22 protein-coding genes and 1 tRNA gene are annotated in these 25211 nt (G+C 57.3%); 6 read left to right on the forward strand and 17 right to left on the reverse strand.

Going from position 1 to position 25211, the window contains the following annotated elements:
- Positions 1–97: 97 nt before the first annotated feature.
- The gene (locus IB254_RS07805; RefSeq protein ID WP_192416930.1) at positions 98–1021 is read right to left on the reverse strand and encodes a LysR family transcriptional regulator; all 924 of its coding nucleotides are present in this window, start codon (positions 1019–1021) and stop codon (positions 98–100) included.
- A 126-nt stretch (positions 1022–1147) separates the two neighbouring features.
- Here IB254_RS07805 and IB254_RS07810 point away from each other — a divergent pair, with 126 nt between their 5' ends.
- A complete protein-coding gene (locus IB254_RS07810; RefSeq protein WP_008027336.1) occupies positions 1148–1894 on the forward strand; it encodes a 3-oxoacyl-ACP reductase family protein in 747 nt (248 codons plus the stop codon).
- A 144-nt stretch (positions 1895–2038) separates the two neighbouring features.
- Here IB254_RS07810 and IB254_RS07815 read toward each other — a convergent pair whose 3' ends face one another.
- Positions 2039–2734, reverse strand: a complete 696-nt coding sequence (locus tag IB254_RS07815) for an HAD-IA family hydrolase (RefSeq protein WP_008042293.1) — start codon at positions 2732–2734, stop codon at positions 2039–2041.
- 261 nt (positions 2735–2995) lie between these two features.
- Here IB254_RS07815 and IB254_RS07820 point away from each other — a divergent pair, with 261 nt between their 5' ends.
- Together IB254_RS07820 and IB254_RS07825 are read left to right on the forward strand one after the other, a co-directional pair.
- Positions 2996–7792, forward strand: coding sequence for an RHS repeat-associated core domain-containing protein (locus IB254_RS07820; RefSeq protein ID WP_192416931.1), 4797 nt, complete (start codon positions 2996–2998; stop codon positions 7790–7792).
- Positions 7789–8214: a DUF6896 domain-containing protein gene (locus tag IB254_RS07825; protein WP_192416932.1), complete on the forward strand. Its 426-nt coding sequence runs from the start codon at positions 7789–7791 to the stop codon at positions 8212–8214. Before IB254_RS07820 ends, IB254_RS07825 begins: the two co-directional genes overlap by 4 nt.
- A 73-nt stretch (positions 8215–8287) precedes the next feature.
- On the opposite strand, the gene IB254_RS07830 is transcribed toward IB254_RS07825, so the two are convergent.
- From IB254_RS07830 to IB254_RS07885, 12 genes are all read right to left on the reverse strand, one after another.
- Positions 8288–8503, reverse strand: a complete 216-nt coding sequence (locus tag IB254_RS07830; RefSeq protein WP_192416933.1) for a hypothetical protein — start codon at positions 8501–8503, stop codon at positions 8288–8290.
- A gap of 248 nt (positions 8504–8751) precedes the next feature.
- Positions 8752–9174: a glycine zipper domain-containing protein gene (locus IB254_RS07835; RefSeq protein WP_192416934.1), complete on the reverse strand. Its 423-nt coding sequence runs from the start codon at positions 9172–9174 to the stop codon at positions 8752–8754.
- A 190-nt stretch (positions 9175–9364) separates the two neighbouring features.
- Entirely contained in the window at positions 9365–9736 is a 372-nt protein-coding gene (locus tag IB254_RS07840; RefSeq protein ID WP_192416935.1) for a bacteriocin, read from the reverse strand.
- A gap of 311 nt (positions 9737–10047) precedes the next feature.
- Positions 10048–10236: a hypothetical protein gene (locus tag IB254_RS07845; protein WP_192417007.1), complete on the reverse strand. Its 189-nt coding sequence runs from the start codon at positions 10234–10236 to the stop codon at positions 10048–10050.
- Between the two features lie 178 nt (positions 10237–10414).
- The gene (locus tag IB254_RS07850) at positions 10415–10735 is read right to left on the reverse strand and encodes a YbjQ family protein (protein WP_008027329.1); all 321 of its coding nucleotides are present in this window, start codon (positions 10733–10735) and stop codon (positions 10415–10417) included.
- Positions 10736–10781: 46 nt separating this feature from the next.
- Complete coding sequence (locus IB254_RS07855; RefSeq protein WP_192416936.1) at positions 10782–11495, reverse strand: phosphocholine cytidylyltransferase family protein; 714 nt, start codon at positions 11493–11495, stop codon at positions 10782–10784.
- 28 nt (positions 11496–11523) lie between these two features.
- Positions 11524–12138 (reverse strand): gamma-glutamyl-gamma-aminobutyrate hydrolase family protein, encoded by a 615-nt coding sequence (locus tag IB254_RS07860; protein ID WP_192416937.1) that lies wholly within the window; start codon positions 12136–12138, stop codon positions 11524–11526.
- Complete coding sequence (locus IB254_RS07865; protein ID WP_192416938.1) at positions 12135–14450, reverse strand: PEP-utilizing enzyme; 2316 nt, start codon at positions 14448–14450, stop codon at positions 12135–12137. Before IB254_RS07865 ends, IB254_RS07860 begins: the two co-directional genes overlap by 4 nt.
- 5 nt (positions 14451–14455) lie before the next feature.
- The gene (locus IB254_RS07870; RefSeq protein WP_192416939.1) at positions 14456–15205 is read right to left on the reverse strand and encodes a class I SAM-dependent methyltransferase; all 750 of its coding nucleotides are present in this window, start codon (positions 15203–15205) and stop codon (positions 14456–14458) included.
- The gene (locus IB254_RS07875) at positions 15202–15783 is read right to left on the reverse strand and encodes an adenylyl-sulfate kinase (protein ID WP_192416940.1); all 582 of its coding nucleotides are present in this window, start codon (positions 15781–15783) and stop codon (positions 15202–15204) included. Before IB254_RS07875 ends, IB254_RS07870 begins: the two co-directional genes overlap by 4 nt.
- Positions 15780–16970: a hypothetical protein gene (locus IB254_RS07880; RefSeq protein WP_192416941.1), complete on the reverse strand. Its 1191-nt coding sequence runs from the start codon at positions 16968–16970 to the stop codon at positions 15780–15782. Before IB254_RS07880 ends, IB254_RS07875 begins: the two co-directional genes overlap by 4 nt.
- A gap of 357 nt (positions 16971–17327) precedes the next feature.
- A tRNA-Ser gene (locus IB254_RS07885) sits at positions 17328–17417 on the reverse strand.
- Between the two features lie 309 nt (positions 17418–17726).
- Here IB254_RS07885 and IB254_RS07890 point away from each other — a divergent pair.
- The 3 genes from IB254_RS07890 (at position 17727) to IB254_RS07900 (ending at position 20461) form a co-directional block, all read left to right on the forward strand.
- Entirely contained in the window at positions 17727–18416 is a 690-nt protein-coding gene (locus tag IB254_RS07890) for a crotonase/enoyl-CoA hydratase family protein (RefSeq protein ID WP_008027327.1), read from the forward strand.
- Positions 18417–18629: 213 nt separating this feature from the next.
- On the forward strand, positions 18630–19352 hold the full coding sequence (locus tag IB254_RS07895) for a 1-acylglycerol-3-phosphate O-acyltransferase (RefSeq protein WP_008027326.1): 723 nt from the start codon (positions 18630–18632) through the stop codon (positions 19350–19352).
- Positions 19353–19489: 137 nt separating this feature from the next.
- Positions 19490–20461 (forward strand): magnesium and cobalt transport protein CorA, encoded by a 972-nt coding sequence (locus IB254_RS07900; protein ID WP_008027325.1) that lies wholly within the window; start codon positions 19490–19492, stop codon positions 20459–20461.
- Between the two features lie 83 nt (positions 20462–20544).
- Here IB254_RS07900 and IB254_RS07905 read toward each other — a convergent pair whose 3' ends face one another.
- The 3 genes from IB254_RS07905 to IB254_RS07915 all read right to left on the reverse strand — a co-directional run bounded on the left by IB254_RS07905 (position 20545) and on the right by IB254_RS07915 (position 24738).
- Entirely contained in the window at positions 20545–21267 is a 723-nt protein-coding gene (locus IB254_RS07905; protein ID WP_008027324.1) for an amidotransferase, read from the reverse strand.
- 95 nt (positions 21268–21362) lie between these two features.
- Positions 21363–23507, reverse strand: coding sequence for a 3-hydroxyacyl-CoA dehydrogenase NAD-binding domain-containing protein (locus IB254_RS07910; protein WP_192416942.1), 2145 nt, complete (start codon positions 23505–23507; stop codon positions 21363–21365).
- Between the two features lie 25 nt (positions 23508–23532).
- Entirely contained in the window at positions 23533–24738 is a 1206-nt protein-coding gene (locus IB254_RS07915) for an acetyl-CoA C-acetyltransferase (protein ID WP_192416943.1), read from the reverse strand.
- Between the last annotated feature and the right edge of the window lie 473 nt (positions 24739–25211).

A 25211-nucleotide genomic window follows, 5' to 3' on the forward strand; every position in this document is an offset into this window, starting at 1 on the left:
CGTTCTTCGCGGGCAAGCCTCGCTCCTACAGAATACGTGTGATCCCTGTAGGAGCGAGGCTTGCCCGCGAAAGGGCCGACTCGGTATCAATCCTGACTCATACCGCACTAAACCGCGATGCCAACCCCTGCTCCGCAAACTGTTCAATAATGAAATCCACAAACGCCCGCGTCTTGCCCGGCAACAATTTGTGCTCAGCGTAGTAAATGGAAATGTTGCCATCGTCGACGTACCAGTCCGGCAATACCCGCTGCAACGTCCCGGCTTCCAGATAACCCGAAGCAAACGGCATGCTCACCAATGCGATCCCCAACCCCTGAACCGCCGTCGCACACGCCGCTTCGGAATCGCTCATGGTCATCCGCGCCTTTAGCGTCAAAGGGCTGTGTTGCTGGGTGCGGCTGGTCAATTGCCAGGAGCGCACTCGCCCCGTCTGCGGCGACCGAATCAGAATCCCGTCGTGATGTTTGAGATCATCCGGTTCAACGACCACTTCGCGCCCCGCCAGATATTCAGCTGACGCCACCAACACCCGATGCGCCGGCGTCAGCTTGCGCGCGACCACGCCCTGCGGCAGCTCGAATCCACCGCCAATTGCGGCATCGAACCCTTGTGCAATCAGATCGACCTGGCGGTTATCAAAATGCCAGTCCGGATTGATTGCCGGAAACCGCCTCAGAAACTCGCCCAGCAACGGCACCACATACAATCGCCCGAACACCGTGCCCATGCTGACTTTCAGCGTTCCCGCCGGACGCCCTTCGGCGCTCGCGAGATTGGCCACGGCATTCTGGATCGTGTGCAGGCTGGAACTGACTTCGCCGAGAAACAGATGGCCGGCCTCGGTCAGCGTCAGGCTACGGGTGCTGCGCTGAAACAGCCGCACACCGAGCCGCGCCTCAAGTTTTGCCACACTCTTGCCCACCGCCGCCGGGGTCAGGCTCAGGCGTCGCGCGGCCTCGGCAAAGCTGCCGACTTCGGCGCTGCGCACGAAGCATTCGATACTGCTGAAGGTTTCCATAAGCGCCACTATAAACTTTTGGTTTACACAGACTATCGCAATTACCGTCTACACAGCCTGTAATCCTGAATCAATACTAGGCTCCATCAACCGCGGCATCTCGCCACGGCGACTTTGGAGATCGACATGACTACTCAGAACCTCAGCGGCAAAGTGGCTTTGATTCAAGGCGGGTCCCGCGGCATCGGCGCTGCCATCGTCAAACGCCTGGCCGCTGAAGGCGCGACGGTTGCCTTCACCTACGTAAGCTCCACGGCCAAGGCCGAAGAACTGCAGAACAGCCTCACCGCCAACGGCGGCAAAGCGCTGGCCATCAAGGCTGACAGTGCCGACGCCGAGGCGATTCGCAACGCCGTGAGCGCCACCGTCAAAGCCTTCGGTCGCCTGGACATCCTGGTCAACAACGCTGGCGTGCTGGCCGTTGCCCCGCTGGAAGACTTCAAACTCGAAGACTTCGACCAGACATTGGCGATCAACGTACGCAGCGTGTTCATCGCGACTCAGGCCGCCGCGAAACACATGACCGAAGGCGGCCGCATCATCAACATCGGCAGCACCAACGCCGACCGCATGCCCTTCGCCGGCGGTGGCCCGTACGCGATGAGCAAAGCGGCACTGGTCGGCCTGACCAAAGGCCTGGCACGCGACCTTGGGCCACGGGGCATCACCATCAATAACGTGCAACCGGGCCCGGTCGACACCGACATGAACCCGGCCAGCGGCGACTTCGCCGAAAGCCTGATCCCGCTGATGGCTGTGGGTCGTTATGGTAAGGCTGAAGAAATCGCCAGCTTCGTCGCTTATCTTGCAGGCCCGGAAGCCGGGTACATCACCGGTGCCAGCCTGACCATCGACGGTGGTTTCGGCGCCTGATTCGGGAAGGTTAAACGCAAAATAAACTGTGGGAGCGAGCCTGCTCGCGATAGCGGTTTGTCAGCCTACATTGATGTCGACTGAAAAACCGCTATCGCGAGCAGGCTCGCTCCCACATGGGTCTGTGTCATTGCACCAATCGTGTTAAGACCACTCAAGCGCCGGCAAACCGCACGCACTCGGCTTGAACGCTTTCAACGTACGAAGAATGCCATCGGCATGTGCGTATTTTTCGTCGGCCATCGCGGCGTCGGGAATCGCAATCGCCGTCATCCCCGCCGCTTTCGCCGCAGTCACGCCGAACGGCGAATCTTCGAACACCAGGCAATCCCCCGGCGCCACGCCCAGGCGGCGCGCTGCGGTGAGGAAGATGTCCGGCGCCGGTTTGGCCGCACCGACTTCCGGGTCATCGGCTGTCACGACGAAGTCGAACAGCGCAAACCAGTCACGGTGCAACGTGGTTTTCTGGCCGAACGACAGACGCGACGAACTGGTGCCCACCGCGATCGGAATGTTGTTGGCCTTCAAGTGCCGCACCAGCTCCTCGGCACCGGGCATCGCCAGCGCGGTGGGAAAACGCTCGCGCATCAGCGGCTCGCGGATCACCAGGAACTCCTCGGCGGTAATCGGCAGGTCCAGCGCTTCAACCACATAACGCGCCAGGTCACCCGCACCACGGCCGATGATGTTCTGTTTGACGCTCCAGTCGAAAGTCCGGCCATATCGCTCGGCGATCATCGACGTGACTTCGGTGTAAATGCCCTCGGTGTCCAGCAACAAGCCGTCCATGTCGAAAATCACGGCTTTGATCGGGCCGAACTCTTTCAGCGGTGCATTCATCGCATCTGATCCGTTTTTAATGACACCCCGGTTGGCTCAGGCATAGCTGATTCCGGGATTTGATTAAAGGGTTCAGCAGCATAGCGAGCGCGGCCGGCAGAGAGCAACGGGCAATCTCCCGGCGGTGACAAAACCTTTGCCGAATCGCTGAGCATGATTTAGCGATTCGCCCTACACCAAACACCTCCTTTCCCGACTTCTTTCCTCGTTGATCCCCCGCAAAGTCTCGCGACCCCAATTTATCCGCGCGAGGGACTGCGAATGTTCAACCCTGACAAGGTCCTGGCCTTGAACAACGCCATCGGCCTGTTGGTGGTGGCAGCCATGAACCCCGAGCATCCGGACGTTGAAGCACTGCTCGGCGATTTTCGCCTGTGCCTCAACGACTACGAGGCCTGGGCGGAAAGCTTCTGGACAGGATGGGCGCTGGATGTCGAGCAAGTGTTCAAGGTCGGCAACGACGTTCGTTTGAGCACACCGAGGGATTCCTCCGCCCCCGTCAGTTCGACAATCGCCAGATGCCCGGCCAGCGGTCCGTTGACCCTCGTGCATATGTTCGACGCGGCTCGCTTTGTGCCCATTGGTGATACGCCGCTGATGCTCGAACCGATCATTGAAAAGAGCAACGGCGAGATGACCTTTGGTGAACCGGTGCATCACACCATCGGCCCCAGCGGCATCCTCGAAATCCCTGAGTGTTGGCGCGGTCATCGTTACCGCATCACATTCTTTCCCAATGTTTCCACCGCTCATGTCCAGGCGCTTCATGCCTCCTATCACAGCGTGATCGATGAGCTTGAAGGCTGGTTGCGCAACGAGTGGACGAGTGAATTCCAGCCTTTATGGGCGGGGTTTTCCGAGGCCGGTTTCCCTGAGCGCTACGGCATGCTGCAACGGGCCGACTGGCGCGGATTCGAGAAGTCGCTGCACGGCTTGTGGGATGACGTGAAGCAGATCTACGCCCTGATCGCGGACCTGCAGGCCAATAGTGAAAATCTTCTTGAATACCTGACCGAGGTTGAACTCGAGACTCTGCTGAACGCTCCGGCCGAAGCCATCGCCAATGTGATGCTGGTGTTGAGTGATGAGCCGTTGATGTTCATTCATCTCGCGGCTTTCACCAGTTGGCTGCGGATGTTGCCGCCGCAGTACATCGCCGAAGTGGTCGCGGAAATTCGTACAGAAATACTCATCGCTTTCCTGCTGGTGCGGCTCACAAGTCCTACAGGCCTGAAACTCGGCATTAGCGCCAAGGTGCTGGGCAAGATCAAGTCCGAGCGAGCCCGACAATGGCTGGCCGCCGCAAGCTTGCGCCTGGCTGAGCGTCCGAACAGGTCGGATCTGAGCAGCCACGCCGGCACCCTCAAACCGTTGATGGTTAGCGCGCGGAACGTGCCACTCAAACCCGCGCCGGCCACTCCGTTGCACATCACCACCGGTGAATCACCGATTGTGCGGGTGAACAACCCGGTCGCCCTTGCCCGTGACAAGTCCGAAGCCAAGACCCGCCTGAGCCGCCAGGAACACCGCGACGACGCCCCTGCTCCCGCGCAAAACCCAAACGGCGACAACGTCGATTCAGCGGATAGAACCACAACCAACGGCTGCCCGGTATCGATGGTCACTGGCGAAGAACTGCTGACCCTGATCGATGGTTCGCTGGATGGGCGGTTGCCGTTCGAGTTCATCCGCGTGTATCGCACCAGTGCTGTCGGAATCGACTTCGGGCTCGGATTTGGCTGGAGTCATGCCCTTGCACACCGGCTGGAAATCGACGGCGAACAGGTTAGCTGGATCGACCACGAAAACCGTCGTACGACCTTCCCTTTACCCAAGGTTGAACGCCCGAGCATTCACAACAGCCTGTCGCGGGCGGCGATTTTCCTGGGGGATGAGCCGGAAGAACTGATCCTCGCAATGGCAGGCGAAGCGACGCGTTTTTACCACTTTCGTACAGGCCGGATGACAGCCATCAGCGATGCCTATGGCAACCGTCTGACAGTGCAACGGGACAACGCCGACAGAATCATGCGCCTCGACAACGGTGCCGGACGCTCGCTGCGATTGCGCTATGACCGCCGACACCTCGCCGCTGTCGAGTATCAGCGCTTTCATCCCGCCGACACCCTGGAAGATGCCTGGCGCACTGAACAGACATTGGTGACCTACCGCTACGACGCCTGTCATCGCTTGATCGAAGCGACCAACGCCGCCGGCGAAAGCGAACGTTACGACTATGACGACCAGCACGTCATCCTGCAGCGGCAATTGGCTGGTGGCGCGAGCTTCTTCTGGGAGTGGGAAAGGTCCGGCAAGTCTGCGCGATGCGTCCGACATTGGGCGTCGTTTTCGCAGGTGGACACGCGCTATGTCTGGGATGACAACGGCGGCGTGCAGGTTAAAAACGTTGATGGCAGCGAAGCGTTTTACCAGCACGACGACCGGGCACGCCTGGTGCGGAGGGTCGAACCCGACGGGGCGGAACACCTCAATGCCTATGACGACCAGGGGCGGCTGATTGCCGAAAAGAATCCGCTCGGGGCAATTACCCACTACCGCTATGACGATGTCGGCCGGCTGATTGCCCTGATTCCACCCGAAGGTGAGCCAACGTCTTACGAATACCGCAATGGTTTCCTGCATGCGCGGTATCGCGGCAACGCCGCGTGGAAGTATCAGCGCAATGCTCAGGGTGAGGTCATCGAGGCGACCGATCCCGAGGGGTATGTCACCCACTACCACCACGATGAAAAAGGCCTGCTGCTGTCGATCCGCTTTCCCGACAACAGTCGGCATGTCTTCGTCCGCAATGCCTTGGGTCAACTGATCGAAGAGACCTTGCCGGATGGCGGTCAGCGGCGCTTTTCCTATGATGCGTTGGGCCGGCAGGTTACCCGCCAGGACGAACACGGTGCCGTCACTCGCTACTCATGGGATGCCGTTGGACGACTGATTCAGACGACGCTTCCTACAGGTGCCAGTCGCACCTTCAGCTACAACGCCTACGGCAAGATCACCGCCGAGCGCGATGAACTGGGGCGCACCACGCGCTTTGAATATGCCGATGATCTGCATCTGGTCAGCCGTCGGATCAATCCCGATGGCACACAACTGCTTTATCGGTACGACAACGCACGGTTGTTGCTGACCGAAATCGAGAATGAGTCCGGCGGGAAATATCTGCTGGACTACACGCTCAATGGATTGATCCGACAGGAAACCGGATTCGATGGCCAACGCACCGCGTATGCCTACGACCTCAATGGACAGTTGCTGAAAAAAATCGAGTTCGGCGACGACGGCTCGCAATGGGTCACGGGCTATCAACGGGACTCAACGGGACGGCTGCTGGTCAAGACGCTGCCCGACGGTGTCAATGTCGAGTACCGATACGACAGCCTTGGCCGACTGGTCAGCGTCGATGACGGTCACGATCACCCGCTGGAGTTCGAATACGACAAACAGGGTCGGCTAATCACCGAACACCAAGGCTGGGGCACGCTGCGATATGGCTACGATGCCTGTGGCCAACTCAACCACCTGCGCCTGCCCGACAACAGCAAACTCGATTACCACCATGCCAAGGGTGGCGCGCTGACGGCCATTGATCTCAATGGCGCCCGACTGACCGCTCACACCTTTTTCGCCGGCCGCGAACAGAACCGTCAACAAGGCCTGCTGCTCAGCGACTATCAGTATGACAATCAAGGCCGACTGAACGCCCACGCTGTCCGGCAAAACCTGCAACCTCTGTATCGCCGCGACTATGCCTACAGCGCCAACGGCAACCTCGACCACATTGCCGACACGCGGCACGGTCAGCGCAGCTACCTCTACGATTCGCTCGATCGCCTGATCCGCGTCCGCCACTCCCGAGATCACCAACCGGAAAACTTCGCCCACGACCCGACCGGCAACCTGCTGATGCAGGACCGCCCCGGTCCGGCCATGGTCAAAGGCAATCGCCTGCTGATGCAAGGTGACCGCCACTACGATTACGACGCCTTCGGCAACCTGATCCGCGAACGCCGCGGCACTGCACAAAAACTGGTCACAGAGTACCGTTACGACTGCCAGCATCGCCTGATCGGCGTCACCCTGCCCAACGGCAGCCAGGCGACCTACCGCTACGATGCCTTCGGCCGTCGCATCAGCAAAAACGTCGATGGCAACACCACCGAGTTTTTTTGGCAGGGCGACAATCTCATCGCCGAAAGTAGTCGCGAGCACTACCGCAGCTACGTCTACGAACCCGGCAGCTTTCGCCCGTTGGCCATGCTCGACGGCAAAGGCCCGCGCAACGCCTGCCCGTTTTACTACCAACTCGATCACCTCGGCACACCGCAAGAACTCACCGATTACAGCGGCGAAATCGTCTGGTCCGCCCAATACACCGCCTACGGCCGCCTCACCCGCCTCAACCGCGACACCCACCAGATACTCGACCAGCCGCTGCGGTTTCAGGGCCAGTACTTCGACCCGGAAACAGGCTTGCACTACAACCGGCATCGGTATTACCAGCCGGATGTGGGGCGGTATCTGACGCCGGACCCGGTCGGATTGGCGGGTGGTCTGAACGGGTATCGGTATGTGTTGAGCCCCACGGGGTGGGTTGATCCGTTGGGGTTGAGTGATTGTCCGGGGATGGGTGGGTGCGGGTCGGTTGAGGGGGTTGAGGATCCGGCGGGTAAGGTCGCGGTTATTATTAGTGAACCCGATCTACCCACTGTGGCCTATGGGGTCGACCCAAAAAATTTGAACAGAACGCACGCCATTTCAGGTAAAGGCTCGACTAAAAAAGTAGAAAATCTGGCAAAAGATATGCGCGACAGTGGTTTTGACGCTACATACCCTATCGATGTAGCTGAACATGACGGGGAACTTTATATACTTGACGGGCACCATCGCGCCTCTGCCGCAAGGCAGACATCAACTGACGTGATAATAAAACTAGTGAAAGACATCAAGGGTCACAGGGGCTACCTCAACAACATTGATGAAGTCTTAGAGTCAGCCAACAACGTAGGACACGACAGACTGGAGCCTCGTAGACGATGAGTGAAAGAAACCTGGATTTAGAACAATTGATATTTGATTTCCTTGCCAAAGTAGAAAAAGCTACTGCTTTGCTGGAAGAAAAATTTGGCACGCGCTGCATTCTTGGGTTATGGCGAACCAATAAAATCGAGCGATGCGGAACAATTGTTGGAAACATCACGTACGAGCTGCACGGAGTTGGCTGTGCGATTTATCTGCCTGAGGCATGCGTAGACTTTGATTACGGGACAGATGAGAGAATAGATGGCTTCGATGCCTGGCGTCTTTACTTGTTTGCTTGCGAGCTGCCTCAACAATATAAAAAGTACACAGACAAAAAAGTTTTGAAGGCTGATTTTCAAAACTATATAGCAGCAGGATTTCTCGAAAAAATGTCAGGACCTACAGATTACTTATACATATTTAAAGGTCGCGATATTTGAGTTTGCCGTACTCGGCATACCTGACTAATGAATAGCCGCTCAAACGACAAGCGGCTATTCGGCAATACACGTATCAACTCGGTTCGCCCGAGCAATCATTCCCTGCAATATCCGGATCGTCAGCGTCAGCCTCAACATCAGTGCGCCGCACGTCATCATCCGGCACCTGCTCCACCCCCACCTCATCATCATCCGGTGGACGCTGGTCACGACTCAGAGAATCTGTAGGTGAAGGCAACGGATACTCAGGGGTGTCATCGACATCAGTATCTTTCGGGTCAGTGTTCATAAAGCACCTCTCACAGGGGTATTGAAAACAACACCTGAAATTTTGATGACACCACCACGGAAACCGTTCGATCGAAGGGACGATCGGTTGAGCGGATAACGATCTGTCGATCACTGCTCGTCTTCAAACTCAGTCAGCCCCACGTCACCCGCGTTATTGGCATCGTTGAGCGGCAACGTTCCGATATCACGCTCGCGAAAATGAAAAACCCGGCACCAGGCCGGGTTTTGCTGTCACTGAACGTCGAATCAGTGGTGTTTGTTCTTGTGCTTATGTTTGTGTTTGTGCCCGTTGCCGGAATGGGAGCTGCCGCTGTCAGTACCCAGGTTGTTGCCCACCGCACCACCCGCTGCACCGCCGAGGCCTGCGCCAATGGTCGAACCGGTCTTGCCGCCAAGGCTGTTACCAATCACCGAGCCGCCCGCCGAGCCCAAACCACCACCGATCGCTGCTTCAGTGCGACTGCCTTTAGGTGCACCAACAGCGCTACCCGCCGCGCCGCCTACACCTGCGCCAATCGCGGCACCGGTGCTGCCGCCCATTTGCTGACCCACAACGTTACCCAATGCACCGCCGATACCACCGCCAACAGCAGCGGTGCCATCACCGGCAGCCATCGCACCTTGAGCAACCAAGAGTCCCAGAAACAATGTGGACAATGTCAAACGCATGATATGAACCTCTAATTCCGCATCGGGAGAAAAGAATTCGCTGCGGATGGGCGGAGTCTAGCACCTACCCCCACTGAATCCGGCCTGCGATGACCGTTGGACCGCTAAAGATGCAAAAGCTGCGAAATAGAAACAGCCAGATACAAAAAGCCCGGCATCAAGCCGGGCTTTTTGAGCGGATCGATCAGGATCAGTGGCGCTTGTGGCCCTTGGCCAGGTTGCTGCCCACGCCGCCGCCCAAAGCACCGCCCAGGCCTGCGCCGATGGTCGAACCGGTCTTGCCGCCCAGGCTGTTGCCGATTATCGAGCCGCCCGCAGCACCCACGCCGCCGCCGATGGCCGCTTTGGTGCGGCTGCCTTTGCGTGCTCCAACAGCGCTGCCGGCGGCGCCCGCGACACCAGCACCAATCGCAGCGCCAGTGCTGCCGCCCATGCTTTGGCCGACCACATTACCCAGCGCGCCACCCAGACCGCCACCCAGTGCGGCAGTGCCGTCGCCAGCAGCCATTGCACCTTGAGCAACCAAAAGCCCCAGAACCAGAGCGGGCAGTGTTAAACGCATGACAAGAACCTCAAAAATAGGGGGAAATCAAAAAGGGTCGAGATTGAATGCTTTAGCGGCGAGAAAGTCCAGACACACAGCCCCAACCTCACCATCGGCGACGGTTGGACAGCTTTTATGGAAAAGGTTTTATGCCAGACAAAAAAAAGCCCGCTGGGGAGACGGGCCAGGTGTTGCTTTCTAACGGATGAGTTGAGATTACGTAAGGCCTTGTGAAAACTTTGTGAAAACCCAGGCCGAAAAACACACGTCGCAAAAAAGGTTTCGGGCATAAAAAACCCCGCTCAATGACGGGGTCTGGAGAGGATGGATTACTTCCTGACGGGTGCCGCAACCTTGGGTAAAAATTTCGCCTTCGGCCCTTGGGGCACCTGGGATTTCATTTTGCCAAGTTTGGCCTGGTCATCACCAAAGCCCACCACATACTCCGCCTGGCCACACCGCACGCAATTGTTGATCGGAAATTCAGCACCGTCGTCTTCGATATACGGATCAGCCATCTTTTCGCCCCTTTCAAAAGCGGGATCGATACCGGCAAGCCCTTTTGCCTGAAACATATCGACCACCAAGCTTTTGAGACTAGCCGGTCATTACCGGACTTGTAATTCAGATTCCCCAAGACCCGACGAATGGCCCGCACCGCTTCCTACAAAACAAACACATGAACCGTTACCTGACTCACCTCAGTTTGACGGCCGTCCCGGTCACAAATACCACCACCATGCCGCCCTTGCCGGCCGGCATGCTGATCTCATAATCGAGCCCCACCACCGCGTCGGCCTGCAGTGCCCGCGCCCGCTCCTTGATCTCGTCGGTGGCCTGAATCCGCGCCTCCTTCAATGCACGCTCCAATGTTTGAGAGCGCCCGCCGAAAAAATCCCGCATCCCGGCGAACATGTCGCGGATAACGTTGACACCCTGCACCGACTCGGCGCTGACGATGTCGAGGTAAGCGGTGATTTGGCGGCCTTCGATGGCGTGGGTGGTGGTGGTGATCATGGGCATTCCTTCTTCATAAATAGTCACTCAAGGCCTGAAACCTCAATTATTGATACACAAAGAGATCCTCTGAAGAGTCCACCTCTCCCCACTCTCCAGTGTAAGCAACGGCGTGTATCGGCACCCGCCCCGCATCAATGACGTGTTGAAGCGTGTTCGTCATATGCACCTTGTCACTCTGTTCCGGGGTCAAGGCCTGGCGAAGCCGGACGACCTCTGCCCATCCCTCAGGCGTGAAGCGTAGAAGCCCCATGTATTGACCCTGAACATCATCGACTGAAGTCGGTTTGTTGCCGATTTCGGTCAAGGTGCCGGTAGAGGCAAGGCGGAACGTTTCGGCATCCAGTAACGGATCACCAAAGCGCTGTGTCCAGAGCGCCAGCCAGTTCGGATCATAGGTGACGGCCAGGGAAGCCTTGCATGTCATTAACGATTGGACTGCTGCGGGGCTGTAAAAGATGTCGGAGTAACTCACGATGCACGGAGCATCCTGCAACCAGGCTTCAGCACACGCCAATGAGGAGACCATGTTGGTTTGCGCCCAGCGAGGATTATGGAACTCGATCAGCCCTTGGTCTGCCAACACCTCGCGCTTGTAGCCGGTCACGATGGCTATCTCGCTAATGCCTGCACCGCGCAGCGCCAAAAGTTGCCACTCCAGCAGTGTCTTGCCACGCAATTCGACCATGCATTTCGGACGTTCATCCGTGAGACTTTTCATGCGGCTGCCACGTCCGGCAGCCAGAATAATGGCTTTCACAACAGTCCTACCTCATGAAATGTCTTTATTAACCGAACAATTGCTTCAGTCGATGAACGTCGTGCGCAGCCCAGACGTCCTCTCGCTCCGGGTGCCACATCCAGCCCTCCCAAGGGAGGTTGCGGTGCCGGATGGCTTCAATTTCCCCATCCCCACTGCACGCCAGGACCTCAAAACCTTCCGGGCAAGCGGCAAGCGAAAAACCGTGATAACTGTTCACCTCGGCAACGATTTTTCCTGACAGTTCATGCCGGGTTCGCACATGACCGTTCACCGCTTTCAGCTCGCCGCCCGACCAGTGCGCAATCATCTGCATGCCCCGGCAAATTCCAAGTACGGGCAGGTGGAGGGATCGTGCATGGGCGAGCAATCTGCCTTCAGTCAGGTCGCGCGCCGGACACTGGCCGATGTCATTTCCCCCCGAAAGCACAATGGCTTGTGGCGACACCGTGTGCAGCCAGTCATGCAGGGCGTCCTGAGTCAGCCGTCCGTCAGCGGTTTGCAGACACAACCCGTTGGGCACCGGCACCGGCAAAAAGCCGGCATCCAGTAGAAAGCTGATCAGACGCTGGTCAACTGCATCGCGGCTTTCACCACGCTCGGGAAATACGTCCACACGCTGGCTGAGGGCAACGACTTTCATGCCAGCATCTCCACGCAGCGCCCCGGACAATCCAGGTGCAAGCGTTGCGCCGCCGACCAGCGCCGATAGAGGACTTCGCCGGCACCGATCACTGCCGGCAAGCCAAGTTCTCCTGCACGAATCGCCATGTGAGAGTTCGCGCCGCCCCAAGCCGTTATCAACCCGGCAATCGGGTAGGCAAACAACCAATCGAACCCGGGGTCCGCATTGGGAATGCAAACAATCGCACCGGCGAGTTTTTCTCGGTCATCACTACCCACCACGGGGGCAGTCACCTGCTTCTGGGTGATGAAGTTGGGAGCTGTTTCCGGCCATTCGAAGGACCAGACATCCTCAGGCCGGGTGATCACCGGCGGTAGCGAGACCTTTAGTGTCTCTGCGTGGCGGGCCTTGCCCTGCTCAATGCTGCGCAACAGCACATCGCTCGTGTTGGCTGCCGCAACGTGCAGCTCCTTGAAGACACTGATGTCGCAATAGGCCATGTCTTCACGGCTGATGCCGTGCTGGGCGCCCACTTGCGCGATCAATGCCAGGGCATCCGAGAGATTGCGGGTGAAGTGGAACTTGGCCAGCTCGCGCAGTTCGATTCCTGCTTGCATGAAGTCCAGCAAGCCGACGGGGTCGGGCTGCAAGCCGTGTGATTCCAGTTGCTTCACGATTTCGCGCATTTGTGGAAGGGTCAGCGAAAACGGTTGTACGGGCTCCGGGACGGACGGACGCTGAGTCCAGTCAAAGTAAAGTTCCGGCGCTTCATCGTAGCGAGGCGAAAGGATGTCGTAGGTGCCCGGGCGCAAGTGGCCGTAGCGCGCGAGGAACGTCGCCTTGTCCAATGTCGCGCGATCACGTGCCAACTGGCCGCTGACAGTCGACACCCCCCCCATGAAACAATCGTAGTCAGCCTGCGAGAGCACACCCACCGTCATCAGGGATTTGAGCATCTGCACCGCGACGAAGCCGGCGCGGGCCAGACCGGCGAATGGCAGGGTCCCGTAGCGTTTGGCATCCTCCAGCAGCCAGTAAATCCGTTCCAGAGGGTCGGCGTTGGAGGCCAGCAATGCCTCACGTCGCGCATTCAGCGTATCGAGTTTGTTGGCATCAGCGCGCCACAAGCCATCCTTGGGATGGACGATGCGGTTGGTCAATTTGCGCAAACTGCTGCTGATGGCTTCCAGCTCATGCTCCAGGAAACCGGCACTCGCCAGGCGCTCCAGTCGTTGCGACAAATCCAGTGTGTAGCACGAGAACACAATCTCGAACTCCACTTTGTCGTGCAGCGTCGGCTCCGACAGCAGCCGATCGATATAGTGGTCGACCAGACGCCCCGCCAACCCCTCATCCAGGTCTGCCGGGATGAACGAGTTGAAAGACAATCGAACATCGATGTACGGCAGCCCGAAAAAATGCGGCATCAGCGGAAAGCTGCGCAAGTTGCGGTAGCCGTAATTATGGCGTTGATAGGCCCAGATCGAGTCAGTCACCAATTCCCGGTAAAGAGAAAGCGCCAGTGGTTTGGGACGGATACCGATAATTTCGGCCGGATTCCAGTCCGGCATCACACCATAAACGGTACGCTGGCCGATCAGGAACGGGTGCGGTCGCATGCCCCGCGCCACCTTGCGTTGAATATTATCCAGCCGCTCGGCTTGAGTTGCTTCGGATTCCGGGCGTGCTGGCAAAATCAGTGGTCGGGCTTGCAATAACCACAACACCTCGCCTTCAGCCTCCCGCGTGACAGCGAACTCACAGTCGACCGGCACCCCCTCGAACAACCCCAACAACTCTTCGAGCAAGGTCACGACGGGCAGCATATCTGGCGGTGGCGGCACTTTGCTGTGGGCCGCCTGCTGCCAAAGCCGGCCACCCAGACCGCCCGTGACAGAGGCAGTGTCACGGCCCTCCGTCCAGTTCACCACCCGATAGGGCGCACAGGTATTCGGGTCGTGGGAAAAGGCAACGCCGGACCGAACGACATTGTTCAACATCGGTTGAATCAGAACTTCGTCTGCCTGGTTGGCATCGCCATAACTGGCGATGACCTGTTCAACCGCCGATTCCAACCCTGCTTCATTAACGTCAAGTACAGAGAGAAACGCCCCCGCACCGGATGCTTGTACGCCATCTTCGCGCAGACAACTGGAGCGCACGATCCAGGGGCCGGCGTCCAAGCGTCCCTGAATGTCGCGAAAACAGGCTTGCCGGCCCATTTGCCAATCCCTTACGGTGAAAGACAGCAACGGAGCAATGCGCGCCGAAGTCAGCCGCTCTTGCAGGCCGGCAAGCGTACCGGCCTTGGTGGAAAATCGCAGAGCCATCAGGATTATCTCAGCTGAGCAACCCAGATATTGGTTGAGTACGGAATCTGGATCGAGGCAGTCCCCAGGCCTTTCAAATAGTCATCGATTGCGCTAATCACCTCATGGAAATTCGCACCTGCCTGACGCTCAAGCGTTGCGTGAGAACGCCACGCCTCCAGACATTCTTCAATGGTTTGTTCGTGAATGACACGCGCATCAAGATGAACAACAGGACCGAATAGCGCACTGGCATCAATCACCGCAGTTTGATCTTCACGACGAGTACCGTAGCCGTAACCCTGAACCCGCTCTTTAATGATCGCTTCAATTCGGGCCTGGACAGGATCTTCAAGATGACGATGATTCCACATACAGGCGAACCAGCCTCGCGGCTTGAGAATGCGCGCGGTTTCCTTGAGAGCCTGTTCACGGTCACAGACATTGAAGGAACTGCCGAAAGTGACCATGTCGAAAGCTTGCGACTGCTGCCCTGTTACTTCGCCTGTGCCTTCATGCCAACTGACATGAGTCAGGTCCGCGGTACGCTTGATGCCATTTGCTCGCATCGCATCATTAGGTTCCACCGCAACAACATCCAGGCCTCGCGCAGCCAACATTAAGGTCAGGTGCGCAACCCCGGCTCCAACGTCGCAGAACTTGTCGCCTTTCTCGGCGCCTGCAATCGAAAGCATTGCATCGATCGCAGCATCGGCGTAGTCAGGACGCTTCAAGTAAGCGTCAGCCAGTGTGGTGTAATCCCATTCCGTCTTCATACCAACTTCCTTTTATAAAAATGGTGCAGTAAGTCATCAGTCAACATAGATAGAGGGCGGTGGGGGTCGAACTCCACCACCCAGTCTGCCGCGCCCGGTTCATCAATCGACAAATCTAGCCCCGCGACGTTGTGCAACTCGCCCGCATCGAACCGGCGATAGATGCCCTTGGGATCCCGACGGCGCAGCTCCTCCATCGGCACCTTCAAATAGATTTCGAAATAACCAGGCAGGTGGGCACGGTTCCACGCATGAACTTCGCGGAACAGCGAAATCGTGGCGATCACCACCGTGAACCCCTGCGCCGCTATGACCCTGCATAAATGAGCGTATTGCATGGCCAGCGCCAACCGCCCTTCACGCCCGTGGTTTTGCGCATTGGCCGTACTTGCGCCAAACACATCACGCAGTTCATCGCCATCCAGCATGACAACCGGATGACCATCGTTTCTAAGCCTGGCAACAAGCTCATGGGCCAGCGTTGATTTACCGGCACCCGACAAACCGGTAATCCACACGACTTCGCCGATAGAGTTATTCATATCAACACTGGGAGCCTGAAAGTTACTCACGATCATTGCAGCGCTCTTTCAGGATCGCTAATGAGGTTCTCGTGAACGCCCCCAAAAGAGTCGATCACACAGTAACGAAAACGGGACTCATGTCGGTTTTCAACCAACTCAAGAAACACCTCATCAGGATGATGAAGCCCGCTGTACTCTGAGTCGTAGAACTTCTTATAAATGAAGTACTTTTGCTCTGAAGTAAGCAGTTTAAATCCAAGCACCATATCCTTAAGCTCATCGCCATTTTTAGCGATCGGCAACAAGCCCTCCATTTGTTCCAGCCAGGCTTTGACGATTGGACTGCTATCGTGACCCACTGGAACATAATAAATGGGCAGCTTGCACGTATTCAGCATAAAGGACACACCACCACTGGAGGCATCAGTGATGATCGTGTCACATATCCGATAGAAGTCTTTACTGCTGCCTTTAGTATCGTCAATTGAAACCCATGGGTACTGGGCAAGTTGCTCACACAACTCTTTTACATAGGGACGTTCAAAATCCGTCATATACGGTCGAAAAATAATCTTTGCATGAGGAATCTGGGATTTCACCGAGTTAATGACCACCTCCATGTTTTCAAACAGAGAAGCGCCACTCGGGCAAATACCTATCTGGGTAGGCAGAAGACCAACAACATACTCCTCGGACATGCACCGAAACTCAGGGGGACCGCTGAACACTTCGGGAATTTTGATGGGCAGTACGGATACTGCGCTAGTGTTTCGAAGGTCCGTACGTGATCGGTCCGGTTCAAGCTCCAGACGCAAGGCGACTCTGTCCCGCCTGAAGTAGTACATACCTGTTTTAATCAAATCAAAAAGCGATCTGGAGGAGGAAACAATTACATCCCAATAGGATGTCCAGCCGGAACAGTAGTAAACATCCGCGAGGGGCATCCCTACATTGCCGTGCGCAATAAAAATGGAAAAATTTGATTCATCAATTAACTTCCCGATAGAAGCATCGTTCGAGATAATTACTTGTGATTTCAGTTTTCCAATATCATCCAGCCCCACCTCTTCAACTGGACAGCCTAGAAACTGTTCTGCTTCAAACTTGCTGATACCGACAATATTTGTCTGAAGCACAATGCAGTTGTAGTGATTGCGAAGAGCATTTAGCGCTGGCAGCAAGTACTCAAGATAGGTTTTTCCGCCATTATTGACGTTACTGATCAAATAAACGCTTTGCATATAAAACGCGCACCTTCAAAGCTGTCCCAGGCAAGCCAGGCTTAGGCCAAGTAAACGTGCAAAAAAGGGGAAAGCATTTGATCCTGCCTAAGTGCATACCCCTTTCGCACGTGTACATCCTTGTTGTTAAGCGAATCAGACTAAAGTCGTATTAATTTTCATTGAAAATCAATGATAAGGCTTTGATCCTGGTCACATAAACGGCGCCAATATATCATACGCTGGCAAATTGACACCCCACCAGGCAAGCATTTTTTACCCTTGTCGCGGCCAACGTGCCGCCTCGAAATCCAGACACCCAGAAACCACAAAACCCCTGATTTCTTTCGAAATCAGGGGTTCTGGCTACATCGAATTTGGCGGTGAAGGAGAGATTCGAACTCTCGATACAATTTCTTGTATACACACTTTCCAGGCGTGCTCCTTAAGCCACTCGGACACTTCACCGTATCTCGTCAAACATGTTCTGTCTGTCGAGGCGCGCTAATGTAGTCGAAAGCTTTTCTGATGGCAAACTTTTTTTGCAGAATTTTCATGTGCTTAGCGGTTTGGAGGTTCCGGGAGCATTCCGGGCCATGGCAAACCTGCCAATCTCTGGCTTCGCGCTCTCCTATATAGAGAGAGGAATGCACGGCGGGAGCGGCGGGCTACGCTTGCCCGGCGGGGAAAGGGTGACTGGCGGGTCAGTCACGGCGCTTTACCTGGCCTGCGGCGGTGGGTAACGTCTGCCCCAACTTTCATACAAGGAATAGCGTCATGAGTGAGTTGATTTCCTACCACCTCGAAGACGGTATCGCGACCCTGACCTTGAGCAACGGCAAGGTCAATGCCATCTCTCCGGACGTGATTGCTGCGTTTAATGCTGCGCTGGATCAGGCGGTGACTGATCGTGCAGTGGTGATCATCACCGGTACGCCAGGAATTTTGTCGGGCGGTTATGACTTGAAGGTGATGACAGCAGGCCCTAAAGAAGCCGTATCGCTGGTGACGGCTGGTTCGACATTGTCCCGTCGTCTGTTGTCGCACCCGTTTCCAGTAATTGTCGCGTGCCCTGGGCACGCAGTGGCCAAGGGTGCGTTCCTGTTGTTGTCGGCGGATTATCGCATTGGTGTCGACGGCCCGTTCAGCATTGGCCTGAACGAAGTGCAGATCGGCATGACCATGCACCACGCCGGTATTGAAATCGCCCGTGATCGCCTGAGCAAGGCAGCGCTGCATCGTTCGGTGATCAACGGTGAGATGTTCAACCCGAAGAGTGCCGTGGATGCCGGTTTCCTCGACTTGGTGGTGTCGCCCGAAGAGCTGCAAGGCGCGGCGCTGGCAGCGGCTCGTCAGTTGAAGAAGATCAACATGACCGCGCACAAGAACACCAAGCTGAAAGTGCGCAAGGCACTGCTGGACACCCTGGACAACGCAATCATCCAGGATCAGGAGCATTTGGGTTAACCCAAAGATGCTGCACCGAAAAGCCTGACCATCGTGTCGGGCTTTTTCATACACGCTCTGTGGAAAAGTCTACAACCCCTCTAGAACACATCTGACCAACTAGTCGGAAACATGCGCTCAAACATCGGCTATCTCCTACCTCTATAGAGGCAATTGCCGAAAACAGTGCACATCCGTACACTGCGCCACCTTTTGTCCCGGTGGGGCCTGTAAATGCTGTTCGTGTTTCGTATGTTATTGATGGGCCTGCACTTTATTCTCGCTGGTGTGCTGGGGGTGATTCTGGGGCTGTTTCGCCCGTTCAACCCGGACAACAGCCGTTTGTGCGCGCGCCTGTATGCGTGGCCGGCAATGTGCATTTTGCGTTTGCGAGTGAAGGCCGACGTCGGGCCATTGATGGACAAACCCGAGAGCTGCGTGATCATCGCCAACCACCAGTCCAACTATGACTTGTTTGTTTTCGGCAACGTGGTGCCCCGCCGCACCGTGTGCATCGGCAAGAAGAGCCTGAAGTGGGTGCCGTTGTTCGGTCAGCTGTTCTGGTTGGCCGGTAATGTGTTGATCGACCGTGGCAATGCGCACAAGGCACGCCAGTCGATGCTGACCACCACGCACACCTTGCAACATGAAGACACCTCGATCTGGGTGTTCCCGGAAGGCACGCGCAATCTCGGTGAAGACCTGCTGCCCTTCAAGAAAGGCGCGTTCCAGATGGCGATCGCGGCGGGCGTGCCGATCGTCCCGGTGTGTGTCAGCAGTTACGTCAAACACATGCGATTGAACCGCTGGCGCAGTGGGAAAATTCTGATCCGCTCTTTGCCGGCCATTCCAACTGCCGGACTGAGCCTGGACGACATGCCGCTGCTGATCGCCCAGTGCCGCGAGCAGATGCGCGAGTGCATTGCCTCGATGGATCGGCAACTGCAAGCCGCGTGAAACGAAACCCGCCCTGTGCGGGTTTTCTTTTGCCTGCGAACTTTTGCCTGCGAACTCTGCAGATTTCACTGACTCTCAAGCGGTATAGAAGGATAAGCTGAACACTGCCTGCTACTAATAAGAAGTGAAGCTGAATCATGGGTAGAGTTGTTGCTGCTGCGGTTTACAGCGCTGGTAAGAAGGTCACCAATATCACCCTCGACGAAGGCGCTGCCTGGGCCGCCAAGCCTGGTCACTTTGTCTGGATCGGCCTCGAAGAGCCGAATGCCCAGGAGCTGTTCAATCTGCAACGCCAGTTCAACCTGCACGAACTGGCCATTGAAGACGCCCTGGAAAAACACAGTCGACCGAAGTTGGAAACCTTTGGCGATGCGCTGTTTATCGTCACGTATTCGCCGATCCGCCATGAAGGAAAGCTTGAGTTCATCGAGACTCATATCTTTGCCGGCAACGGTTACATCATTACTGCGCGTAACGGTCATTCGGCGTCCTACGCTTATGTCCGCCAGCGTTGTGAGGCGCGTCCACTGTTGCTGGAGCACGGGGAAGATTTCGTACTCTATGCCATCCTCGACTTTGTGATTGAAAACTATCAGCCGATGGGCGAAGCGATCCATGCAGAGATCGATGAGCTGGAACGTAACGTCATGTGCAGCTCCCTCAACGAGCGCGACATTCAAAAACTCCACAGTCTGCGCCGCGATGTATTGCGTTTGCGGCGGTATGCGGCGCCGATGGTGGAAATCGGTGAGGAGCTGCAGAAGCTGAGTTTTCCGTTCATCGACAAGAACATGCGCCCGTACTTTCGCGATGTGCAGATCCATGTGACCCGGCAGATGGAAGACCTGACGACCCTGGCGGACATTGCCAGCCAGACCATTGAAGTCGGGGTGTTGCTGGAGGCGTCACGGCAAAGCGTGGTGCAGCGTAAGTTCGCGGCGTGGGCGGCGATTCTGGCGTTCCCGACGGCAGTGGCCGGGATCTATGGGATGAACTTCCAGAACATGCCCGAGCTGACCTGGCATTACGGGTATTTCGCGGTGCTGGGGTTTATTGCGGTGGGGTGTGTGAGTTTGTGGGCGAGTTTCAAGAAGTCGGGGTGGTTGTAGCCACAACCGAGTTGTCAGTGACATTCGCGGGCAAGTCGGATCGCCGCACCGCTCGCTCCTACAAGGAGCGAGGCTTTTCAGCTTCAAACAGTTTCTGGTTTATGCGCCACAAACCGCATCATCCACTCCGCAACGGTCGCGCCATGATGCTCATGCTCAAGGCTCGCCATGCCTTTGGTATACACCTGCTCGCCCAACGCTTCCTGACGAATATCCAGCAAGGCTCGCGAGTAATCGTGAATGAATTCCGGGTGCCCCTGGAAGCACAACACCTGATCGTTGATGTGGTACGCGGCAAACGGGCAGAAATCGCTGGAAGCGATGACCGTGGCGTTTTCCGGCAGCGACGTCACCTGGTCCTGGTGGCTGATCAACAACGTCAACTCTTCGCGCACCGGGCTCATCCACGGTGCCTTGGCGGCGAGTTTGTAACTGTGGGTGCCGACGCCCCAGCCCTGGGTCGCACGCTCGCTCTTGCCGCCCAGCAGCAGCGCCAGCAACTGATGGCCGAAGCACACGCCCAGCAGTTTGTCGCCGCGTTCGTAGCGGGTCAGCAGGTAAGCCTTGAGGGTTTGAATCCATGGGTCGGTGCCGAAGGAATCGGCCTTGCTGCCGGTGACGAGATAGGCGTCGAAGGCCTCATCATCGCTGGGGTATTCGCCCTGCATCACGTTGTAGACAGTGAACTCGGCCGCGATGGGTTGTTGCGAAAACAGACGCTGGAACATCTGCCCGTAACCCTGATATTGATCGACCAGTTCCGGACGCAGGATGTCGGTTTCCAGAATGCAGATGCGTAACGACATAAAAAATACCTGACACGTGATGGGAATAATGCACACCCCAGAGCCTGCCTCGAAACACCGTTCCAAGGCAAGCCCCACGAGTCGTCATCGGTCCCTTAAAACACCTCCCCTTTGGCCGCTTTCTCCAGCAGCAGCGCGGGTGGCGCGAACCGTTCGCCGTACTGCTCGGCCAGGTATTGCGCACGCGCGACGAAGTCCTTCACGCCGTACTGGTTGATGAACTGCAGCGCGCCGCCGGTCCAGGCCGCGAAACCAATGCCGAAGATCGAGCCGACGTTGGCATCCGCAGTCGAGGTCAGCACGCCCTCCTCCACGCAACGCACGGTTTCGATGGCTTGCACGAACAGCAGGCGATCACGCACGTCCTTCGGTGAAATCTGCCCGTCAGCCTTCTCGAAACGACTTTTCAGCTCTGGCCACAAGTGCTTCTGGCCACCGGCCGGGTATTCGTAAAAACCACCACCTGCCGCTTTGCCGGGACGTTTGTATTCGTTGAGCAGCAAGTCAATCACGGCAAACGCCGGGTGCTCAATCAGTGGTTTCCCTTCCGCTTGCAGGTCTTTAGCCGTTTGCTGGCGGATATGGCTCATGAGGCTGAGGGAAACTTCGTCGGAGATCGCCAGAGGCCCGATGGGCATGCCCGCCTTGCGCGCTTCGGTCTCGATCATCGCTGCGCTCACGCCTTCGCCGAGCATGGCAATGCCTTCGTTGGTGAAGGTGCCGAACACCCGTGACGTGAAGAAGCCACGGCTGTCGTTGACCACAATCGGGGTTTTCTTGATTTGCAGGACGAAATCGAAACCGCGGGCCAGGGTTTCGTCGCTGGTGTGGGCGCCCTTGATGATTTCCACCAGCGGCATTTTTTCCACGGGGCTGAAGAAATGCAGGCCGATGAATTTGCTCTGATCCGGTACCGCGGTGGCGAGCCCGCTGATGGGCAAGGTCGAGGTGTTGGAAGCGATCACCGCGTCAGGGCCCACGACCTGTTGCGCGGCCGAAGAGACTTTGGCTTTCAGTTCGCGGTCTTCGAACACGGCTTCAATGATCAGGTCGCAACCGGCCAGATCGGCGTCATTTTCAGTGGTTTTGATGCGCGCTAGCACTGAGTCCCGCTGTTCAACGCTCAACTGCCCCCGGGCAACTTTCTTGTCCAGCAACGCCGCCGAATGAGCCTTGCCCTTTTCCGCCGCAGCGAGGTTGATGTCTTTGAGCACCACTTCGATACCGGCCGAGGCGCTGACAAAGGCAATGCCGGCTCCCATCATCCCCGCGCCCAGAACCCCCACGCGACGCGTCACGTAAGGTGCAAACCCTTGAGGTCGCGAACCGCCGGCATTGATCTCGTTGAGCTGGAACCAGAACGTGCCGATCAGGTTCTTCGAGATCTGGCCGGTGGTCAGCTCGGTGAAGTAGCGGGTTTCGATCAGGTGCGCCGTGTCGAAATCCACCTGAGCGCCTTCCACAGCGGCGCAAAGAATCTTCTCTGGTGCGGGCATACAGCCCTGGGTTTTAGTGCGCAGGATCGACGGTGCAATCGCCAGCATCTGCGCGACTTTCGGATGCGACGGCGTACCGCCCGGAATCTGATAGCCCTTCACATCCCAACGTTGCACTGCCGTCGGATTGGCCAGAATCCAGGCGCGCGCCTTGCTCAGCAGTTCATCGTGATCCAGCGCCAACTCATCGATCAAGCCCGCCTGCAAGGCTTGTCGCGCGCGGACTTTCTTGCCTTCAAGCAGATACGGCAAGGCCTTCTCCAGACCGAGCATGCGCACCATGCGCACTACCCCGCCACCACCCGGCAACAGGCCGAGGGTGACTTCCGGCAGGCCGAGCTGCACCGATGAATTGTCCAGCGCCACGCGGTGATGACAGGCCAGGCAGATTTCCCAACCTCCCCCCAGCGCCGCGCCGTTGATTGCGGCGACCACCGGTTTACCCAGGGTTTCCAGGGTGCGCAGTTGGCCCTTCAGCGTCAGCACCATGTCGTAGAACGCTTTGGCTTCAGGCTTGCCGACCTTGATCAGTTCATTGAGGTCACCGCCGGCGAAGAAGGTCTTCTTCGCCGAGGTGATGATCACGCCGGCGATGCTGTCTTTCTCGGCAACCAGTCGGGCGACGCAAGCGGCCATGGCCTCGCGATAGACCGCGTTCATGGTGTTGGCGCTCTGGCCCGGCATGTCGATGGTCAGGACGACGATCTGGTCCTGCCCTTTTTCGTAACGAATGGCTTCAGTCATGAAGATAATTCCTTGAAATCGTGGCTCAGAGGCGTTCGATGATGGTGGCAATGCCCATGCCGCCGCCGACGCACAGGGTCGCGAGGCCAAAGCGCAGGCGCCGGGTTTCCAGTTCATCGAGCAGCGTGCCGAGGATTGCGCAACCTGTAGCGCCCAGCGGATGCCCCATGGCGATGGAGCCGCCGTTGACGTTGACCTTGTCCGGGTCGATGGCCATGTCCTTGATGAATTTCAGCACGACGGAGGCAAACGCCTCGTTGACCTCGAACAGGTCGATGTCTTCGACCCGCAGCCCGGCCTTGGCCAGCGCTTTGCGGGTGGCCGGTGCCGGGCCGGTGAGCATGATCGTCGGGTCGGTGCTGGTGACCGCCGTGGCGACGATTCGCGCCCGTGGCTGCAAGCCCAGTGCACGTCCCTTGGCTTCGGAGCCGATCAGCATCAACGCCGCGCCATCGACGATCCCGGAGCTGTTGCCCGGCGTGTGCACGTGATTGATCCGCTCCACGTGGCTGTAGACCCGCAATGCCGTTGTGTCGAAGCCCATTTGCCCCATCATCTCGAAGCTCGGCTTGAGTTTGCCCAGGCCTTCCAGGGTGGAGTCGGCGCGGATGAACTCATCGTGATCGAGCAAAATGATGCCGTTCTGATCCTGCACCGGCACCAGCGATTTGCTGAACGAACCGTCGGCCCGGGCCCGCGCCGCTTTTTGCTGGGAGTGCAGCGCGTAGGCATCGACGTCCTGGCGGCTGAAGCCTTCGAGGGTGGCGATCAGATCGGCGCCGACGCCTTGCGGGGTGAAATGGCTGTGCAAATTGGTTTCCGGGTCCAGCGCCCAGGCGCCGCCATCGCTGCCCATCGGCACCCGTGACATCGACTCGACGCCACCGACCACCACCAGGTCTTCGAAGCCGGAACGCACTTTCATCGCCCCGAGGTTGACGGCCTCCAGCCCTGACGCGCAGAAGCGGTTGATCTGCACGCCCGCGACGCTGACGTCCCAATCGGCCACCTGTGCGGCCGTTTTGGCGATGTCCGCACCTTGATCGCCAACCGGCGTCACACAGCCCAACACCACGTCGTCGACCTGACTGGTGTCCAGCGCCGTGCGCTGTTGCAGCGCCTTGAGCAACCCCGCCACCAGGTTCACCGGCTTGACACTGTGCAAGGCACCATCGGACTTGCCCTTGCCACGGGGCGTGCGTAACGCGTCGAAAATCAAAGCTTGGGTCATGACGTCCTCGAACCTGGCGGTGAAAATACTGAGCCCTCACCTTATGCCGAGCCACCGCCGATTCAATGACCGCAATGCTCACTGACGTTGACGGACACGCTCAGACGGACGGTAGTGTGCTACCGGATTGATCGTTTCAGGACACCGAGATGTCTAGCAAAAGGGCGGCAAAGAAGCTGGCAATAGGCCTCATGCCTTTTTTAAAGCAATAAGTGCGCGCTCCATACGAAAGGGATCTAAGTCACGAGTGACGCGGGCCCTAAGGTGAACATATGCGAAGTTGTCGTCGGGTTTTGCCGAGGCGGTCGCCTTACAGGAAGTGCAACGCTCTGCCGTCATGGAGATATGCAGGCAGGCATCAGGAAATAACAAAAAAGGCGGTCAAGCCATGTTCAAACATTCGAAAGTACGTCAAGCCGGGCTCATTCTTTTCGCTACTACGTTGCTGTTGATTTTGCCGAACCTGACGAAGG

Source organism: Pseudomonas sp. PDM03 (assembly GCF_014852385.1).
In the GTDB taxonomy this organism is placed as follows: domain Bacteria; phylum Pseudomonadota; class Gammaproteobacteria; order Pseudomonadales; family Pseudomonadaceae; genus Aquipseudomonas; species Aquipseudomonas migulae.

What these genes read in the sequence shown, in the direction of transcription:
- IB254_RS07870 (WP_192416939.1), bottom strand. Translation starts at nt 15,205, where the DNA reads ATGAAGACGGAATGGGATTACACCACACTGGCTGACGCTTACTTGAAG.
- IB254_RS07875 (WP_192416940.1), bottom strand. Translation starts at nt 15,783, where the DNA reads ATGATCGTGAGTAACTTTCAGGCTCCCAGTGTTGATATGAATAACTCT.
- IB254_RS07845 (WP_192417007.1), bottom strand. Translation starts at nt 10,236, where the DNA reads ATGGCTGATCCGTATATCGAAGACGACGGTGCTGAATTTCCGATCAAC.
- IB254_RS07810 (WP_008027336.1), top strand. Translation starts at nt 1,148, where the DNA reads ATGACTACTCAGAACCTCAGCGGCAAAGTGGCTTTGATTCAAGGCGGG.
- IB254_RS07840 (WP_192416935.1), bottom strand. Translation starts at nt 9,736, where the DNA reads ATGCGTTTAACACTGCCCGCTCTGGTTCTGGGGCTTTTGGTTGCTCAA.
- IB254_RS07910 (WP_192416942.1), bottom strand. Translation starts at nt 23,507, where the DNA reads ATGACTGAAGCCATTCGTTACGAAAAAGGGCAGGACCAGATCGTCGTC.
- IB254_RS07835 (WP_192416934.1), bottom strand. Translation starts at nt 9,174, where the DNA reads ATGCGTTTGACATTGTCCACATTGTTTCTGGGACTCTTGGTTGCTCAA.
- IB254_RS07820 (WP_192416931.1), top strand. Translation starts at nt 2,996, where the DNA reads ATGTTCAACCCTGACAAGGTCCTGGCCTTGAACAACGCCATCGGCCTG.
- IB254_RS07890 (WP_008027327.1), top strand. Translation starts at nt 17,727, where the DNA reads ATGAGTGAGTTGATTTCCTACCACCTCGAAGACGGTATCGCGACCCTG.
- IB254_RS07915 (WP_192416943.1), bottom strand. Translation starts at nt 24,738, where the DNA reads ATGACCCAAGCTTTGATTTTCGACGCGTTACGCACGCCCCGTGGCAAG.
- IB254_RS07805 (WP_192416930.1), bottom strand. Translation starts at nt 1,021, where the DNA reads ATGGAAACCTTCAGCAGTATCGAATGCTTCGTGCGCAGCGCCGAAGTC.
- IB254_RS07825 (WP_192416932.1), top strand. Translation starts at nt 7,789, where the DNA reads ATGAGTGAAAGAAACCTGGATTTAGAACAATTGATATTTGATTTCCTT.
- IB254_RS07905 (WP_008027324.1), bottom strand. Translation starts at nt 21,267, where the DNA reads ATGTCGTTACGCATCTGCATTCTGGAAACCGACATCCTGCGTCCGGAA.
- IB254_RS07830 (WP_192416933.1), bottom strand. Translation starts at nt 8,503, where the DNA reads ATGAACACTGACCCGAAAGATACTGATGTCGATGACACCCCTGAGTAT.
- IB254_RS07865 (WP_192416938.1), bottom strand. Translation starts at nt 14,450, where the DNA reads ATGGCTCTGCGATTTTCCACCAAGGCCGGTACGCTTGCCGGCCTGCAA.
- IB254_RS07895 (WP_008027326.1), top strand. Translation starts at nt 18,630, where the DNA reads ATGCTGTTCGTGTTTCGTATGTTATTGATGGGCCTGCACTTTATTCTC.
- IB254_RS07900 (WP_008027325.1), top strand. Translation starts at nt 19,490, where the DNA reads ATGGGTAGAGTTGTTGCTGCTGCGGTTTACAGCGCTGGTAAGAAGGTC.
- IB254_RS07860 (WP_192416937.1), bottom strand. Translation starts at nt 12,138, where the DNA reads ATGAAAGTCGTTGCCCTCAGCCAGCGTGTGGACGTATTTCCCGAGCGT.
- IB254_RS07880 (WP_192416941.1), bottom strand. Translation starts at nt 16,970, where the DNA reads ATGCAAAGCGTTTATTTGATCAGTAACGTCAATAATGGCGGAAAAACC.
- IB254_RS07850 (WP_008027329.1), bottom strand. Translation starts at nt 10,735, where the DNA reads ATGATCACCACCACCACCCACGCCATCGAAGGCCGCCAAATCACCGCT.
- IB254_RS07815 (WP_008042293.1), bottom strand. Translation starts at nt 2,734, where the DNA reads ATGAATGCACCGCTGAAAGAGTTCGGCCCGATCAAAGCCGTGATTTTC.